General features: G+C 70.2%; 22 protein-coding genes. 11 read left to right on the top strand and 11 right to left on the bottom strand.

Annotation, left to right across the window (positions count from 1 at the left end; all coding sequences use genetic code 11):
- Positions 1-5: 5 nt before the first annotated feature.
- The 3 genes from HDA39_RS08195 to HDA39_RS08185 are packed head-to-tail and all read right to left on the bottom strand — an operon-like array spanning position 6 to position 1,273.
- Positions 6-212 (bottom strand): helix-turn-helix domain-containing protein, encoded by a 207-nt coding sequence (locus HDA39_RS08195; RefSeq protein ID WP_184794626.1) that lies wholly within the window; start codon positions 210-212, stop codon positions 6-8.
- On the bottom strand, positions 212-676 hold the full coding sequence (locus tag HDA39_RS08190) for a DUF2975 domain-containing protein (protein WP_184805718.1): 465 nt from the start codon (positions 674-676) through the stop codon (positions 212-214). The genes HDA39_RS08195 and HDA39_RS08190 overlap by 1 nt, the downstream gene beginning before the upstream one ends.
- Positions 677-727: 51 nt before the next feature.
- The gene (locus tag HDA39_RS08185) at positions 728-1,273 is read right to left on the bottom strand and encodes a dihydrofolate reductase family protein (RefSeq protein WP_184794625.1); all 546 of its coding nucleotides are present in this window, start codon (positions 1,271-1,273) and stop codon (positions 728-730) included.
- Between the two features lie 104 nt (positions 1,274-1,377).
- Here HDA39_RS08185 and HDA39_RS08180 point away from each other — a divergent pair, with 104 nt between their 5' ends.
- Positions 1,378-1,815, top strand: coding sequence for a DUF4440 domain-containing protein (locus HDA39_RS08180; RefSeq protein ID WP_337925673.1), 438 nt, complete (start codon positions 1,378-1,380; stop codon positions 1,813-1,815).
- 65 nt (positions 1,816-1,880) lie between these two features.
- Positions 1,881-2,591: a DinB family protein gene (locus HDA39_RS08175; protein ID WP_184794624.1), complete on the top strand. Its 711-nt coding sequence runs from the start codon at positions 1,881-1,883 to the stop codon at positions 2,589-2,591.
- Positions 2,592-2,651: 60 nt separating this feature from the next.
- On the opposite strand, the gene HDA39_RS08170 is transcribed toward HDA39_RS08175, so the two are convergent.
- The 3 genes from HDA39_RS08170 to HDA39_RS08160 are packed head-to-tail and all read right to left on the bottom strand — an operon-like array spanning position 2,652 to position 3,856.
- Positions 2,652-3,164, bottom strand: coding sequence for a VOC family protein (locus HDA39_RS08170; RefSeq protein WP_184794623.1), 513 nt, complete (start codon positions 3,162-3,164; stop codon positions 2,652-2,654).
- A 46-nt stretch (positions 3,165-3,210) separates the two neighbouring features.
- Positions 3,211-3,729, bottom strand: coding sequence for a serine hydrolase domain-containing protein (locus HDA39_RS08165; RefSeq protein WP_238356006.1), 519 nt, complete (start codon positions 3,727-3,729; stop codon positions 3,211-3,213).
- Positions 3,707-3,856 carry a hypothetical protein gene (locus tag HDA39_RS08160; RefSeq protein ID WP_184794621.1) on the bottom strand — a complete coding sequence of 50 codons (150 nt, stop codon included), beginning with the start codon at positions 3,854-3,856 and terminating at the stop codon, positions 3,707-3,709. Before HDA39_RS08160 ends, HDA39_RS08165 begins: the two co-directional genes overlap by 23 nt.
- Positions 3,857-3,943: 87 nt before the next feature.
- Between HDA39_RS08160 and HDA39_RS08155 the strand changes: the two genes are divergently transcribed.
- From HDA39_RS08155 to HDA39_RS08135, 5 genes are all read left to right on the top strand, one after another.
- Positions 3,944-4,687, top strand: a complete 744-nt coding sequence (locus HDA39_RS08155) for a GAF and ANTAR domain-containing protein (protein ID WP_420488713.1) — start codon at positions 3,944-3,946, stop codon at positions 4,685-4,687.
- Between the two features lie 22 nt (positions 4,688-4,709).
- A complete protein-coding gene (locus tag HDA39_RS08150; protein ID WP_184794619.1) occupies positions 4,710-5,048 on the top strand; it encodes an anti-sigma factor antagonist in 339 nt (112 codons plus the stop codon).
- 87 nt (positions 5,049-5,135) lie between these two features.
- Positions 5,136-5,456, top strand: a complete 321-nt coding sequence (locus tag HDA39_RS08145; protein WP_184794618.1) for a hypothetical protein — start codon at positions 5,136-5,138, stop codon at positions 5,454-5,456.
- A 41-nt stretch (positions 5,457-5,497) separates the two neighbouring features.
- The gene (locus tag HDA39_RS08140) at positions 5,498-6,301 is read left to right on the top strand and encodes an alpha/beta fold hydrolase (RefSeq protein ID WP_184794617.1); all 804 of its coding nucleotides are present in this window, start codon (positions 5,498-5,500) and stop codon (positions 6,299-6,301) included.
- Positions 6,298-7,557 carry a PP2C family protein-serine/threonine phosphatase gene (locus tag HDA39_RS08135; protein WP_337925672.1) on the top strand — a complete coding sequence of 420 codons (1,260 nt, stop codon included), beginning with the start codon at positions 6,298-6,300 and terminating at the stop codon, positions 7,555-7,557. Before HDA39_RS08140 ends, HDA39_RS08135 begins: the two co-directional genes overlap by 4 nt.
- 18 nt (positions 7,558-7,575) lie before the next feature.
- Here the strand turns inward: HDA39_RS08135 and HDA39_RS08130 are convergent, their stop codons facing one another.
- The 4 genes from HDA39_RS08130 to HDA39_RS08115 are packed head-to-tail and all read right to left on the bottom strand — an operon-like array spanning position 7,576 to position 11,164.
- Entirely contained in the window at positions 7,576-7,902 is a 327-nt protein-coding gene (locus tag HDA39_RS08130) for a hypothetical protein (protein ID WP_184794616.1), read from the bottom strand.
- 44 nt (positions 7,903-7,946) lie between these two features.
- Positions 7,947-8,765: a nitroreductase family protein gene (locus tag HDA39_RS08125; RefSeq protein WP_202892910.1), complete on the bottom strand. Its 819-nt coding sequence runs from the start codon at positions 8,763-8,765 to the stop codon at positions 7,947-7,949.
- Positions 8,766-8,779: 14 nt separating this feature from the next.
- Positions 8,780-9,799, bottom strand: a complete 1,020-nt coding sequence (locus tag HDA39_RS08120) for an aldo/keto reductase (RefSeq protein WP_184794615.1) — start codon at positions 9,797-9,799, stop codon at positions 8,780-8,782.
- A gap of 45 nt (positions 9,800-9,844) precedes the next feature.
- Positions 9,845-11,164 carry a winged helix-turn-helix domain-containing protein gene (locus tag HDA39_RS08115; RefSeq protein ID WP_184794614.1) on the bottom strand — a complete coding sequence of 440 codons (1,320 nt, stop codon included), beginning with the start codon at positions 11,162-11,164 and terminating at the stop codon, positions 9,845-9,847.
- 146 nt (positions 11,165-11,310) lie between these two features.
- On the opposite strand from HDA39_RS08115, the gene HDA39_RS08110 reads away from it, so the two are divergent.
- The 4 genes from HDA39_RS08110 to HDA39_RS08095 all read left to right on the top strand — a co-directional run bounded on the left by HDA39_RS08110 (position 11,311) and on the right by HDA39_RS08095 (position 14,886).
- A complete protein-coding gene (locus tag HDA39_RS08110; protein ID WP_184794613.1) occupies positions 11,311-12,369 on the top strand; it encodes an Atu2307/SP_0267 family LLM class monooxygenase in 1,059 nt (352 codons plus the stop codon).
- Positions 12,366-13,052 (top strand): NADPH-dependent F420 reductase, encoded by a 687-nt coding sequence (locus HDA39_RS08105; RefSeq protein ID WP_184794612.1) that lies wholly within the window; start codon positions 12,366-12,368, stop codon positions 13,050-13,052. The genes HDA39_RS08110 and HDA39_RS08105 overlap by 4 nt, the downstream gene beginning before the upstream one ends.
- 49 nt (positions 13,053-13,101) lie before the next feature.
- Positions 13,102-13,560 carry a nitroreductase family deazaflavin-dependent oxidoreductase gene (locus tag HDA39_RS08100; RefSeq protein WP_184794611.1) on the top strand — a complete coding sequence of 153 codons (459 nt, stop codon included), beginning with the start codon at positions 13,102-13,104 and terminating at the stop codon, positions 13,558-13,560.
- 300 nt (positions 13,561-13,860) lie between these two features.
- A complete protein-coding gene (locus tag HDA39_RS08095) occupies positions 13,861-14,886 on the top strand; it encodes a heavy-metal-associated domain-containing protein (protein ID WP_184794610.1) in 1,026 nt (341 codons plus the stop codon).
- Here the strand turns inward: HDA39_RS08095 and HDA39_RS08090 are convergent.
- Entirely contained in the window at positions 14,875-15,549 is a 675-nt protein-coding gene (locus tag HDA39_RS08090; RefSeq protein WP_184794609.1) for a FadR/GntR family transcriptional regulator, read from the bottom strand. The genes HDA39_RS08095 and HDA39_RS08090 overlap by 12 nt on opposite strands.
- Positions 15,550-15,636: the final 87 nt, after the last annotated feature.

The raw sequence follows: 15,636 nt of genomic DNA, 5'->3' as shown, positions 1-15,636 counted from the left end.
CGACATCAGTCCTCGACCCACTCCAGAAGATCTCCGGGCTGGCAGTCCAGCACCCGGCACATCGCTTCCAGCGTGCTGAACCGGACCGCCTTGGCGCGCCCGTTCTTGAGGACGGCGACGTTGGCGGGCGTCAGGCCGACCAGCTCCGCGAACTCGCCGACGCCCATCTTGCGTTTGGCGAGCTCGACGTCGATCCGGACCACGATCGGCATCAGATCACCGCCTCCATGTCGGTCTGCAGGGTGGTGGCCTGGCGCAACAGAGCACGCATCACCACCATCAGCAGCAGCACGACACCGCCGGCCAGGACGAGCCCGATCAGCAGGATCGGCAGACCCGGGTCGTCCGCGCGCACCGACAGGTAGATCGTCATCCCGAGCAGCAGCACCCAGCCGGCCACCATCGCGCAGAGGATCACGTTGACCCAGCCGAACGCCTTCTCGCTGAAGATCCGGTCGGCCTTCACCAGCGTCAGCAGCCGCCAGATGCAGACGATCACCACCTGGACGCAGACCACCTCGAGGATCGAGAACACCGTCAGCGGCCAGCGCAGGTCCGCACCGTCCCCCTTCAGCTGCCCGAACTGCCCGGGCAGGCTCACCACCTGCGCGAACACCAGCCCCGCGAACAGCAGCACGAGGAACACCCTGAGCGGTACCACGACCCGATCCATCATCTGCACGGCTCGACTATCACTGCCTTCCTATCGACTGTCAATCGACGCGCGTCACGCTGTGTAGACGACGCCCAGACTCCCGCTCGGGAACGACCGCACGCTGCTCAGCTTCAGCTCGCTCCGGCCGGTCAGGTCGAAGAACATCGACCGTCCCCGCCCGACCACCACCGGGTGCACCTTGAACCAGTACTCGTCGACCAGCCCCGCGGCGACCAGCGCCCGCACGGTCTCGACGCCGCCGAACACGACGATGCTCTTGCCCTTCCGGGCCTTCAGCTTCCGGACCTGCTCGACGCCGTCACCCGCGGCGAGCGCCGCGCTGCTCCACGCGCTCACGTCGTACGAGTCGTCGCTGGACAGCACGTGCTTCGGCGTACCGTTCATCCACTCGGCGAGCTCGCCCTCGGCCGTCGTCCAGTACGACGACATCTCCGGGTACGACTTCCGCCCGACCACGATCGCGTCCGCGGCCCGCATCAGCTCCCCGTTGAGCGTGGTCTCCAGCTCCTCGTCGTCGATCATGAACCCCAGGTCGTTGTCCGGCCCGGCCATGAACCCGTCGACGGTGACGGAACAGAACACGATCAGCGATCTCATTGCCGACTCCTTCTCGAAGGTCCCTCGACGGTAACCAGGTTCCCTTTCACGATCCTGTCGACGCTAGTCTCGGACGCCTTGACCGGTCGAGAGGGAGCAGCCGAGTGGACACCGATACCGCACAGCTCGAGGCCATGGTGAAGGCGTTCTTCAGCGCGTTCACCTCAGGTGACGACGTCGCCGAGCGCCTCGACGGCCTGCGTGACCTGCTGCTGCCCTCGGCCCTGGTCGTCAAGACGTGCGGCGCCGAACCGGTCGCGTACGGCGTCGACGACTTCATCGCGCCGCGCCAGAAGCTGCTGACCAGCGGCAGCCTCACCGACTTCCGCGAGTGGGCCGAGGACGGGCGCACCGAGGTGTTCGGCGACATCGCCCACTGGTTCGGCGCCTACGGCAAGTCCGGCGTCCAGGACGGCGAGCCGTTCACCGGCCGCGGCATGAAGACCATCCAGTTCGTCCGTACGACGGCCGGCTGGCGCATCTCCTCCGCGGCCTGGGACGACGAACGCGACGGCCTGACGATCGAGGACCGGAACCGCTGATCCCACCTCACCATCTGAGCTGTCGCGGAAGTGGAACGTCCGGCAACGGTTCTAGGGTGAGCGGCATGGACGAGACCGTGCTGCGCAAAGTGGCGTTCAGTGACCTGGAGATCCGTGGTGGCAGCCTGTACCGGACCAAGTTGTACGGCGTGGAGCTGTGCGACCTGGAGATCCGCGGCGAGATTCTGAACGTCGTCGTGAACGGCGTCGACATCGCGCCGCTGATCGACGCGGAGCTCAACCGCCGTACGCCGGACCGCGCAAAGATGCGGCCGGACGACGCCGACGGGTTCCGTACGGCGTGGGCGATCCTCGAACGGCTCTGGGGCGAGACGGTCGCGCGGGCCAGGACGTTCCCCGAGGCGGACCTGCACCGCAACGTCGGCGAGGAGTGGTCGTTCATCCAGACAGTGCGGCACCTGTGCTTCGCCAGTGATGCCTGGATCGGACGGATGATCCTCGGCAACCCGTCGCCGTGGCACCCGCTCGACCTGCCCTGGGACGAGGCACCCGGCTGGCCGGGCATCCCGTGGGACCGCGAGGCCCGCCCGTCGGTGGACGAGGCACTCGCGCTCCGCGCCGAGCGTCAGGCGATGGTCCGCGAGGTGATCGCGTCACTCACCGACGACCAGCTCACATCGACCGTCACGCAGAGCGCGCCCGGCTGGCCCGTGATCGAGGACTTCCCGCTGAAGGAGTGCCTGCTCATCGTCCTCAACGAGGAGTGGGAACACCGCCAGTACGCCGAACGCGACCTGACGCTCCTCGAAAGCTAGTTCCGCGCCGACCGTCTGTCGGTCCTCGCCGCGCCGACCGCCTCCAAGTACCAGCCCCCGTCAGGTCCGCGAGATCCCGACCCCGCTCAACGCCTCCCGCCCGTACTTCTCCACCTCGGCCGCAAGATCCAGCGGCGCAACGCCCGCCTTGTTCCGGTCGGCATCCGTCAGCAGCTCAGCCGGGATGATCCAGACGATCTCGAACTCCAGCCCGTTCGGATCCTTGCCGTACAGCGACTTCGTCGTCCCGTGATCCGACTTCCCCACCAGCGCACCCGCGGCCGCCAGCGTCTGCTCCAGATCCACCAGATCGCCGAGCGTGTCCACCTCCCACGCCAGGTGGTACAGCCCGACCGTCGACCGCCCGGCAGCCGACGGCCCCGCCTGCGCGCCGAGCTCGAACAGCCCGAGGTCGTGGTCGTTGGTCGACCCCGGCGCCCGCAGGAACGCCCCTCCCTTGAAGCTGTCCCCGACCTCCGTGTACCCGAAGCCGAGCACGTCCCGGTAGAACGCGACACTCGCCGCCAGATCCCCGACGTACAGCACCGCATGATTCAGCCTGAAGATCGCCATGTCCTCTACTCCCTGGTCGCCACCTACCCCCAGACTAGTTGAACACTCAATATCGCGGTAGCAGCTCCGCCAGCAACACCCCCGTCTCCGGCAGCGTCTCCCGCCCGATCCCCAGCCCGTACGCCGTACCGTCGCCATTCGGTACGCCGGTCAGCATCGCCGCCAACTCGTCCCCACCCAGCAACTCCCCACCCAGCACCGCCGCGTAGAACCGGTTGAGATCCGCCGCCGTCGACACCAGCTGCCCCGCCGCCCAGGCCTGCGACGCGTTCATCCGCGCCAGGTCCTCCAGCTTCCCGTCGATCTCCAGATACGCGTGCAGGTGCGGCTCCGGCAGGTCCACCTCGTCCCCCGGCATCCGCGTCCGCGTCAGCCCCACCGGCTCCAGCACACGCTCCCGCACGACATCGCCGTACGGCCGCCCGGTCACCGCCTCGATCAGCAACCCCAGCGCGACGTAGTTCGTGTTGGAGTAGGCCCACTCGCCCAACCCTCGCGGCTTGGCCACCGCCCTCGCCAGCGTCTCCGCCGGCTCCGGCAGATCATCGGTGTATCTGAAGATCAACCCCACTGACCCGCTCCCCGACCCCGCTGCTCCCGACCCACTCGCCCTCGGGCGAACGCCAGTCCAGCAGCACCCCCGTCGCCCCCGCGGAAACCAGCGCGTCCAGCACCTTCTGCAGCTTGTCCACGGACGGAGGCTACTCGCGGGGTCACGACTCGGAACCATCATCCGGGAGCTATGACCAGCCAGAGCAGGGGCCGTGCATCATATGGGCATGACTGAGCACGCCTCGGCCCCGGCGGTGGAGAAGCAGGACCTGCAGGAGGCTCTGGACCATGACGGTCCGGAGCCGATGCTGGCCACGGTGTTCGCGCGACTCGCCGTGGAGCTGCACGACGCCGAGGGCGTGGAGGACACGGTGGACACCGTCGTCCAGTTCGCCCTCCAGGCAGAGGCCTGTACGTACGCCGGTGTGATGCTGACCGGGCTCGGTGGCTGGGAGATCGGCGCGGTCACCGACCCGCTGGTAACGCAGATCTACCAGGAGCAGATCGACGCCGGCGACGGCCCACTGGTCGCCGCGCTCACCAACGGCACCACCGTGTACGTCGCGGACGTCGCGACCGAGACCCGTTGGGCGGCCTGGAGCGCGCGCGTCACGGCGTACGGCGTGGGCTCGGTGCTGCACGTTCCGATGTGGGCCGCCGACCAGCTGATCGGCGTACTGAGTCTCTACAACGGCCTGCCCGACGCCTTCTCCGCCGACGACGAGGCGATCGCGCACATCCTGGCCCGGCACGCGTCGGTCGCCGTCGCGGCCGCGCGCGACGGCGAGACGATGACGGCCGCGGTCGACGCCCGCAAGCTGGTCGGTCAGGCGATGGGGATCCTGATGGAGCGGTTCGACCTGGACGAGGCGCGCGCCTTCCAGATCCTCAAGCGGTACTCCCAGGACACCAACACCAAGCTCCGCGACGTCGCCCAGCACCTGATCGACACCCGTAAACTCCCCCAGTGAGTGAAGCCCAGTGAGCGAACCAGTGAGTGATTCCCAGCTGCTGACGGTCACCACCGACGACCGCGGCACCGACGTCGTCGCGACCGTCGCCGGCGAGCTCGACTTCGGCACGACCGGCCTGCTGATCGACGCCGGCGGACCGGTCGTCGCGGCCGGCCGCGCGCTCGTCCTCGACCTGTCCGGCCTGGCGTTCTGCGACTCCAGCGGCCTCGGCGCGCTGGTCCAGCTGCACCACTCGGCGGTGGCCGCGGGCGGTTCGCTGACGCTCGCGGCGCTCCGGCCCCGGGTCGACTCGGTGATCCGGGTGACGATGCTGCACCGGCTGCTGACCGTCGTCGACCAGGTCCCGGCGCGCTCGTGACAGATCCGTCATAGACCGGATGCGTAACACACCCTTGCTGTGGGCACCTGGAAGGGCGAGCGCAGACCAGCCTGGAGGACGACGCCCGTGACGGATCCCTACGCCGAGATCAACGGTCACCGCGTGATCGACCTGCACCGGGTCACCTCGCAGGGCCGGTTCGCCGCCGGGCCCGTGTGCATCCGCTGCGACACACACTTCGCCGACCTCCAGGAGATCGCCGACACGGCCTGCCCGGTCCCGTTCGCGACCGGCAACCACGACCTGCTCGTGGACCCCGACGACGGCCTGCTCTACTGCACCCAGTGCCCGCTGGTCGCCTACGACCTGGCCGACGCCGCCGGCGAGGAGCCGTGCTCCGGCCCAGTGCACAACGAGCAGCGCCCCCGCCGTAGCGATCGCCGGTAAGCCGTCGCCCAAGACCGAACACCGGCTGCGAAGATGACCGGGTGGACATCCTGCGCCGGAACAACGTCACCATCACCGGCAACCCCGACGGCCGCACCGTCCTGCTCGCCCACGGCTTCGGTTGCGATCAGAACATGTGGCGCCTGACCGTCCCGGCCCTGGCCGTCGACCACCGGATCGTCCTGTTCGACTACGTCGGCGCGGGCCGGTCCGACCCGGCCGCCTTCGACGAGCAGCGCTACTCCAGCCTCGAGGGGTACGCCGACGACGTCGCCGACGTCTGTACGGCGCTCGACCTGCGCGACGCGGTCTTCGTCGGGCACTCGGTCAGCGCGATGGTCGGCGTCCTGGCCGCCCGCAAGGCGCCGAAGCGGATCGGCGCGCTCGTGATGGTCGCGCCGTCGCCGCACTACCTGAACGACGGCGACTACCGCGGCGGGTTCGGCCGCGACGACATCGACGAGCTGCTGGCCTCCCTGGAGTCCAACTACCTCGGCTGGTCGTCGGCGATGGCGCCGGTGATCATGGGCAACCCCGACCGGCCCGAGCTCGGCGCGGAGCTGACGACCAGCTTCTGCGCGACCGACCCCGCGATGGCCCGGGTCTTCGCCCGGACGACGTTCCTGTCCGACTCGCGCGCCGATCTGGCGTCGGTCGCGGTGCCGACGCTGATCCTGGAGTCGACCGAGGACGTGATCGCGCCGCGCGAGGTCGGGGCGTACACGCACGCCGCGATCGACGGTTCGACGCTGGTCACGCTGGAGTCGACCGGCCACTGCCCCCACCTGTCAGCGCCGGAGGCGACCAACCAGGCGATCACCGGCTTCCTCGCGGGCCTGCAGTGACGCTCGGCGACAGCGCCGAGGAGGTCTACGAGTCCGCGCCGAGCGGCCAGCTGTCGACCGCGATGGACGGCACGATCGTCAAGATCAACGCCACACTGCTCGACTGGCTCGGGCTGCGGCGCGACGCCGTGGTCGGGCGGATGCGCTTCACCGACCTGCTGACGATCGGCGGCAAGCTCTACCACGAGACCCACCTGGCGCCGTCGCTACGGCTGCAGGGTGAGGTCAGCGGTGTCGCGCTCGAGCTCAAGCAGGACGACGGCGGCCGCATTCCGGTCCTCGTCTCGTCGAAGGTCAAGTACGCCGACGGCGAACCGGTCCTCGTCCGTACGACGGTCTTCGACGCCCAGATCCGCCGCACGTACGAGGAGGAACTCCTTCGCGGCCGCCGGACAGCGGAGACCGCCCAGCAGGTGGCCGAATCGGCCCAGAGTGACGCGGAGGACGCGCGGGGAGTCGCCGAGGCGGCCCAGCGCGTGGCCGAAGCAGCGCAGCGCCAAGCCGAGGCCGATCGCCGGCAACTGCAGGACGCGCTCGCCGTCCTGCAGCAGTCCCTGCTCCCCGCCCAGCTCCCCGAGGTACCGGGCGTCGAGGCCGCGGCGTACTACCACACCGCGTCGGCGATCCAGCTCGGCGGCGACTTCTACGACGTGTTCGCCGTCGACCGCGAACGCTGGGGCTTCTTCCTCGGCGACGTCTGCGGCAAAGGCCCCGAGGCCGCCGCCGTCACGTCACTGGCCCGCTACACCCTGCGCGCGGCCGCCCTGCACGATCCCGGGTCCGCCCTCGCGACGCTCAACGCCGTACTCAACGAGCGCTACGCGACCGGTGACCCGCGCTACTGCACGGCGATCTTCGGCACCCTGATCCCCGATCCCACGACCGGTCAGGTCGAGGTCGAGTTCGCCTCCGGCGGCCACCCGCCGCCGCTCCTGATCTGCGCCGACGGCACGGCCGGCTTCCTCCCGAGCGCCGACGGCACACTGATCGGCATCCTGCCGACCGGTGAGTTCCCGCCGACCCGCCTGCGCCTGCAGCCCGGCGACACGCTCCTGCTCTACACCGACGGCCTCACCGAAGCCCGCGTCAACGGCGACTACTACGGCGAGAACGCCCTGCGAACGCTCGCCCTCCAGTACGCCGGAGCGCCGGCCGGTGAGTTGGTCGAGGCCCTCTCCGACCTCCTCACCAGCTTCGGCGAACCGCTCGCCGACGACACCGCCCTGCTCGCCCTGAGCGCTCTCGGCCCTGGCTGAGCCGCTGCGGCCCGGGCCTCAGGCCTGGTCGGTCCCGGCGGCCGTCGTCGCCAGCTCGGCCGCTTCGGGGATCATCGACACTCCGCGGGCGGCGGCCGTCTCCAGCGCCTCGCGGGCCGGGGCGCTCATCCAGCGCAGCGGCTGGTCGAGCACCCGGGCCACGGTCGACTCCTCCAGATGCAGGATCTCGGCGACCCGGCGCAGCGCGTCCGGCTCGTCGGTTGCCGAGTACAACAAATGGACCACCTCGTGGCGGTGCGCGTAGACGCTCAGCGTCGCGGCCGCCAACCCGGGATCGACCGTGTCCGGCCGAACCTCCTCAACACTGTCCCCGTGAGTCTTCATGACCTGACAACGCGTCAGTGGTCCAGTCCGTCACGCGAGCGCTCTCATCGGAGCTGGAACCCCTTGACCCGGAGCGCTTCGCGCAGGTGCTCGCGGCCCTTCAGCCCGGCGACGCTGCCGAACCGCGCGGCCACCCGGCGGACCCAGCCCTGAGGCATCCCCGCGGCCGCGTAGTACCGGTTCAGCAGCTCCTCGTAGGCGTCGACGTGCGCCGCCTGCGGCTCCAGCGCGTACCGCTCGTGATGCAGCACCGCCTCCTGCGGCAGCCGCGGCTTCACCGACGTCTCGTCGTACCGGTCGGGATGACCGACGGTCAGCCCGAAGACGGGGAACACGTTGGCCGGCAGCTCCAGCTCCGCGGCGACCTCGAGCGGCCGGTTGCGGATCGCCCCGACGAACACCGTCCCGAGCCCCAGCGACTCCGCCGCCAGCGCCGCGTTCTGCGCCGCCAGCGCGACATCCACGAACCCGAGCAGCGCCGCCTCGACGAAGTCCGCACCCTCCGACGACGCCTGGCCGATCTGCTCGGTCACGTGCCGGGCCCGGGCCAGGTCGGCGAGCCAGACCAGCAGCAACGGCGCCTGCGTGATGAAGTCCTGCTCCCCCGCCAGCTCGGCGAGCCGCGTACGGCGTACTTCGTCCCGTACGGCGACCACGCTCCACAGCTGCAGGTTCCCCGACGTCGGAGCCGACTGCGCCGCGGCGATCAGCGCCGTCAGCGTCTCGTCGGACACCGGATCGGGCCGGTAGCTCCGCACCGACCGGTGCGCCAGCTGTTGCGCGATCACCTCGGTCCACGCAGCGGGCGGCACGTCCGCGGACCCGTACCGCAGACGGAAGGAGGCTTCAAGCGAAACGGTCACAACCACTCCCAAGGTCAGGCACGTGCACCCGTGCCGTGGACGCCGTGCTCGTCGATCAGTGCCAGCTCCGCGTCGGTCAGCGGCGGGAAGTCGAGCGCGGCGAGATTGTGGTCGAGCTGATCGGTCGAGCTCGCGCCGATCAGCGCGGTCGTCACCTCCGGACGCCGCAGCACCCACTGCAGCGCCAGCTGAGCGAGCGACTGACCGCGCCCGTGCGCGATCTTGCTCAGCGCGGTGGCCCGCTCCCGGTACACGCCGTCGAGCTGCTCCGGCGAAAGGAACGTGCTGTTGGCCGCTCGCGCACCCTCCGGGATCGTGCCGTCGAGGTACTTGTCGGTCAGCAGCCCTTGCGCCAAGGGGCTGTAGGCAACCAACCCGAACCCGTCCGCGGCCGCCTGGTCGAGCAGGCCGGAGCGTTCCGGCGTACGGTCGAAGATCGAGTACCGCGGTTGATGCACGAGCAGCGGTACGCCGGCCTGCCGCAGCAGCTCGGCGGCGTCGTGGGCCTGGTCGGTCGGGTAGTTCGACACCCCGACGTACAGGGCCTTACCCTGCTGGACCGCGCTCACCAGCGCACCGACGGTCTCCTCGAGCGGGGTCGTCGCGTCGGGCCGGTGGTGGTAGAAGATGTCGACGTAGTCGGTGCCGAGATCACGCAGGCTGTGGTCCAGCGAACTGAGCAGCGACTTGCGGGAACCGCCTTTGGCGTAAGGGCTCGGGCTGATCGGGTTGCCGGCCTTGGTGGTGATCACCAGCTCGTCGCGGTACGGCGCGAGGTCGGTGCGCAGCAACTGCCCGAGGAACTTCTCCGCGCCGCGGAACGGCGGGCCGTACCGGTTCGCGTTGTCGAGGTGGGTGACGCCGAGGTCGAACGCGTGCAGCACGATCTCGCGCTGCGTCGCGAACGGGTAGTCGGTGCCGAACTTCTGCCACAGCCCGAGCGAGACCGCCGGCAGCTCGAGCCCGGACCGGCCGGCCCGCCGGTACTCCAGCCGCTCGTAGCGGTCACCGGCGGCGTGGTAGCTGGTCGTCATCTGCGGGGTCCTCACCGAAGCGTCGAATGTCGACTGAATCAGTAGTCATCGTAGAGACGCTCGCCCACCCTCCGGCCCGGCGTCCACGGGCCGGGATTTCACCGCACTCGCCACCGCGCGCCCGAAGGCTCCGCCGGCTGTCACCTGCACCCGATCAAGGCGCAGCCAACGGGCCATCAGCTCCAGCTCGGCCGCCAGCGGCTCGACCACGTCCCGTACGCCGGGCTCGGCCGTGACGGTCGGCACGATCAGCACCGAGTTCTTCCGGTCGGCCTTGAGATCCACCCGGGCGACCAGCCGGTCACCGAGGAGGAACGGCAGCACGTAGTACCCGTGGACGCGTTGGGCCTCGGGCGTGTAGATGCTGATCCGGTAGAAGAAGTCGAACAGCCGCTCGGTGCGGTCCCGGTTCCAGATCAAGGTGTCGAACGGCGACAGCAACGCCCGCGCGCTGACCGGGCGGTCCTCGGCCTCCGCCCACAGGTAGCTCTGCTGCTTCACCCCGTCGACCTGTACCGGCACCAGGTCCCCGGCGTCGACCAGCTCGCCGACCACACGCCTGGCGGTTGCCGTGGGCAACGGATAGTGCCCGCGCGTCGCCCCGCACAGCTCGCCCGCCGTCGCCACCCCGAGCGACCGCGCCGCGATCCGCACGAACTCCCGCCGGGCTTCGTCGTCGTCCAGCTCCGGACCGCCCGTCGGCAGCACCCGCTCGGCGACGTCGTACAGCCGCTCGAAGTGCCGCCGCCCCGCGATCGCGACCCGTCCGGTGGCGAACAGGTACTCCATCGCGATCTTCGCGTCCTGCCAGTTCCACATCGTGCCGGTCGTCGGGTCCGGATCCGGGTCGCTCCGCTTCCGTCGTACGCCGTCGCGATCGGCCTCGCCGGCCGTGATCGGGCCCTGCTCGGCAACCGTCGCCAGCACGTCGTCGACCAGCCCCGGCCGCTCCACGCTCAGCCGCCGCATCCCGACCACGACCGACCACGGCACCTGCAGCTCCGGGTCCAGCGGCTCGTCCCACACCTGCCGCTCGGCCACCTGCATCCGCCACCGCACCAGCGGGTACGACGACACCGGGAGCAGCGCCGCCTTGTGCCCCCAGAAGTACTCGAACAGCTCGCCACCACCCCAGCACATCCGGTCCAGCCGCTCCCGCGAGTACTCCCCGATCCGCGAGAACACCGGCAGGTAGTGCGACCGGCACAGCACGTTCACCGAGTCCACCTGCAGTACGCCGACCCGCTCGACCACCCGCCGGACCTGCCGCACGTCCGCCCGCCCCGGGCGCGCCTCCCCGAACCCTTGAGCCAGCAGCGCGATCCGCCGCGCCGCCTCCACCGGTACCGCCGGACCGACCGCCATGCGCCGAATCTACCCAGTCCGCCGGGTCCGGGAAGGAAGTCACCCCGGCCGTGCGTTACGACTCTCAAATCACCTGGTTGACGCGTCAACTCGAACCGCTAGGATTGACGCATCAACCTCCTCACGACCCAGGGAGCGCAGGACCCGTGACAGATCTCGAGTTCGGACTCGACACCTTCGGCGACGTCCCGCAGGACGACACCGGCCAGCTGGTCCCGCACGCCGTGGCGATCCGTCAGGTCGTCGAGGAGGCCGTCGTGGCCGACGAGCTCGGCGTCGACGTGATCGCCCTCGGCGAGCACCACCGGCCGGAGTATTCGATCTCCTCGCCGGAGACCGTCCTGGCCGGCATCGCGACCAGGACCAGCCGGATCCGTCTCGCCTCCGGCGTGACCGTGCTCAGCTCGGACGACCCGGTCCGCGTCTTCCAGCGGTTCGCGACCGTCGACGCGCTGTCCAACGGCCGCGCCGAGGTGATCCTCGGCCGCGGATCGTTCACCGAGTCGTTCCCGCTGTTCGGCTACGACCTGGCCGACTACGACGTGCTGTTCGAGGAGAAGGCGGACCTGTTCGTCAAGCTGCTCGACGAGGCGCCGGTCACCTGGTCCGGTACGACGCGCCCGGCGCTGACCGACGCGGACATCTTCCCCAAGACCGAGTCCGGCCGGCTGAAGACCTGGATCGGCGTCGGCGGTTCGCCGCAGTCGGTGGTCCGGACGGCGCACCACGGCCTGCCGCTGATGCTCGCGATCATCGGCGGCCAGCCGGACCGCTTCGCGCCGTACATCGATCTGTACCGGCGGGCCGCCGAGCAGTTCGGGACGACGGCGCACCCGGTCGGCATGCACTCGCCGGGCTTCGTCGCCGACACCGACCAGGAGGCGCGCGAGATCTACTGGCCGCACTACAAGGTGATCCGCGACCGGATCGGACAGCAGCGCGGCTGGCCGCCGATCCGCCCGGAGGAGTACCTGGCCGAGATCGAGCACGGCTCGCTCTACATCGGGTCGCCGGACACCGTCGCCGCCAAGATCGCGCGCGCGGTCAGCGCGGTGGACGTCGGGCGGTTCGACCTGATCTACACCAGCGGCACGCAGCCGATCGGTGCGCGGATGCGCGCGGTCGAGCTGTTCGGCGGCAAGGTGATCCCGCAGGTCCGCGAGCGGCTGGCGGAGCTGACGCCGGCTTCGGTCGAGCAGGCATGAGCGCCACCGGTGTCCACACGATCGGGATCCTCGGCGCCGGCAAGGTCGGCACCGTGCTCGGCCGGCTGGCCGTTGCCGCGGGCTACAAAGTGCTGATCGCCGGCTCGGGCGATCCGGGCAGGATCGCGCTCACCGTCGAGATCCTCGTTCCCGGCGCCGTCGCCACCACCGCGGTGGAGGCGGCGGCGCAGGCCGACCTCATCGTCCTGGCGCTGCCGCTCGGCAAGTACCAGGCGATCCCGGTCGACCAGCTGCGCGGCAAGCTCGTCGTCGACGCGATGAACTACTGGTGGGAAGTCGACGGTCACCGCGAGGACCTCACCGATCCGCGGTCGTCGTCCAGCGAGCTCGTCGCCGCGTTCCTCGATGGCGCGCGAGTGGTCAAGGGCTTCAACCACATGGGCTACCACGACCTCGACGAGGGCGCCCTGCCCTCCGGTACGCCGGGCCGCAAGGCGATCGCCGTGGCCGGCGACAACCCGTCGGACGTTGCCGTGGTCACCGAGTTCGTCGACGACCTGGGCTTCGACCCGGTCGTGCTCGACCGGCTCGCGGACGGCGTACGGCTGCAGCCTCGGGCCGAGGCCTTCGGCGCGAACCTGGGTGCCGACGAACTCCGGACCCTGCTCGACCGCTTCCCGGACAGCGAACTGGGTCGGGAGATCGCGGCCGCCCGCAGGTGATCAGGAATCGAGAAGCGACGCCGGCTGCCTGACCTCTAGCGTCTTCGGTATGACGAAAACACAGCAGGCCGAGCGCAAGCCGGGGACTCCGGGACGGTTCTCGCGGTGGCTGCAGGTGAAGATGGGCGCCCGCGCGAGCCGGAAGATCCGCGACGGCAAGGGGCAGATGATGGGCATGGACGTGCTCGTGCTCACCACGGTCGGGCGGCGCAGCGGCGAGCCGCGGGCGACGCCGCTGGCCTGGTTCGCCGACGGCGAGTCGTGGCTAGTGGTCGCTTCCGGCGGCGGCAGCCAGCACCCGGACTGGCACGCGAACCTGACGGCCCACCCAGACCAAGTGACGGTCGAGTTCGCGGGCCAGGCCGCCGTACCGGTGACGGCGGAGCGGCTGGGCCAGGCCGAGCGCGCGGCGGCGTGGAAGCGGATCGCCGAGGCGCAGCCGCGGATCGCGAAGTACCAGGAGAAGTCGGAGCGCGAGTACCCGGTCCTGCGGCTTACGCGACGGTGACCCGGAGCGGGCTAGCAGCTTCTTCCCACGCGCGCTACGCAGGCGCCCGCCGGCTGGCGCCGGCACTTCCGGCTATCGCCGGGTTGTGCTGCCGCCGCCGCCGGTCGGCCTACGGCCGGCTGAGGCTGCCGCGTCGCACGGGCTGCTGCAGCTGTAGCCAACTCGCTGCTACGTCAGCCGCTTCGCCAGAGGCCCCGCTGATCGCACTGCACCGCCGTGAACTCATCCGGACACGCGGTGTGATCGGCAGCGTTCAGCTCTTCCCAGGAGAATTGGGACGAGTCCCCAGGGGAGGCGCCGATGTCCGACTACGACCGCGCGGTGGCGGCCCGCATCCTGGCCGAGACGATCGCCCCCTGGACGCCCGACCTCCCGCCACCTTCCCCGTGGACCGTCGAGCCCGAGGTCACGCCGCTCTCCCCCGACGGCCGGCTCACCCCGGCCCAACGCAACCACCTCGACCTGGAGCTCGCGACCAGCGCGACCCATCGAGTCCTCTGGCACGACAGCACCGGCGTACTCAACGTCGCTCATTGCAGCGCTCTCGGCCCCATCGTCCCGGTCGTCGCCCGCGAGACGACCCTCGCGCTCCGCCAGGCCCTGCCCGCCCTGAGCCGGCTGACCGACGCCGAGCAACGCGTCATGACCGCGACCACCACCGACGCCGACCCGCGCGAGATCCTCGCCGTCGGCTTCGAGACCACCGCCCGAGCGCTCGTCCAGCACGCGTACCTGGCCGGCAGCACGCCGTACGACGACCCGGCCGCCTTCGCGATCGCCCTGCGCGACTCCGGCATCTTCGCGGTGGTCGCCAACACCTGGTACTGGGGTCTGCAGTCGTCGACGTTCCGCCGCGGCATGATCCCGATCGCCCTCGAAGTCCGCCCTGACGGCGGCCTCCGCTACGCCCCCGAGTCCACCACGACCCTGCGCACCCTGAAGGCCGACGCGATCGCCGCCGCCGACCTCCCGCAGTACGCCGACCTCCCCGCCGGCGAGCTCCCTCGCTGCCTCGCCAACATGACCACCACCGGCCCACCCCTGCTCCCTGGCCTGGTCGACCTCTTCGTCGACACCTTCCTCACCATCCTCGAACAGGAGCCCACCATGCCCCACCCCGACGTGGTCTTCGAGATCCCCGACATGACCTGCTCCCACTGCACCAACACCATCACCGGCGTCCTGCAAACCCACGGCGTCACCGTCTCCGACATCAACCTCGACACCAAACGCGTGAGCGCCGCCTTCCCCAGCCCCGAAATCCAAGCCCTCTGCTTCACCGCCATCGAAACCCACGGCTACACAGTCGTCCCGTCAGCCGGGTAAGAGCCCACTGCGCACCCCAGCAAGATGCGACCGGCTAACCGCCGCAGCCAACTCCGGATCCTTCTCCCGAATGGCTTCCACGATCGCCGCGTGCTCCGCCTGATCCCCGCGTTGCTGTGCCTTCGCATCGAGCTTCAGCATGTCCACCATCGCCCGCCTCACCCGCGGCACGAAGCTGTCGAACAACTCGCCCAGCACCGCGTTGTGCGCCGCCGTCACCACCGCGCGGTGGAACGCGAGGTCGGCCTCGATGTACTCCTCGTCCGCCAACTCGTCCGCCGCCCGGGCCCGAGCGACCAGCGTCCGTTGCAACGCCCGCAGATCACCGGCCGTACGCCGGGAAGCCGCCAGCCTGGCCGCCTCGGTCTCGATCGCCAGGCGCCCCTCCAGGACATCCCCGATCGCGGCGCGCCGCAGCACCTGGTCCCAGTCCTCCACCGGCTGCGTGCCGACCACGAAAACCCCAGCTCCCTGCCGGCTCTCCAGCACCCGCCGGCCGGCCAACTCCCGAACGGCCTCCCGCACCGTCGACCGCCCGACCCCCAGCTGAACCGCCAGCGTCGTCTCCCCCGGCAGCTTCTGCCCGACCGCCCACTCCCCCGCACCCACCCGCCGCAGAATCTCCTCGGCAGCCTGCTCGACCAACGGATGGCGACGAATCATCCACCCACTCTAGCTCCTCAGCTTGTCTGAGGAGTGCGACCGAACCAAGGTGGACGCCCCCACCACAGAACCCCGCGCGCCCCCACC

Source organism: Kribbella italica, assembly GCF_014205135.1.
GTDB lineage: Bacteria > Actinomycetota > Actinomycetes > Propionibacteriales > Kribbellaceae > Kribbella > Kribbella italica.
This window is presented reverse-complemented; position numbering and strand designations above follow the sequence as displayed.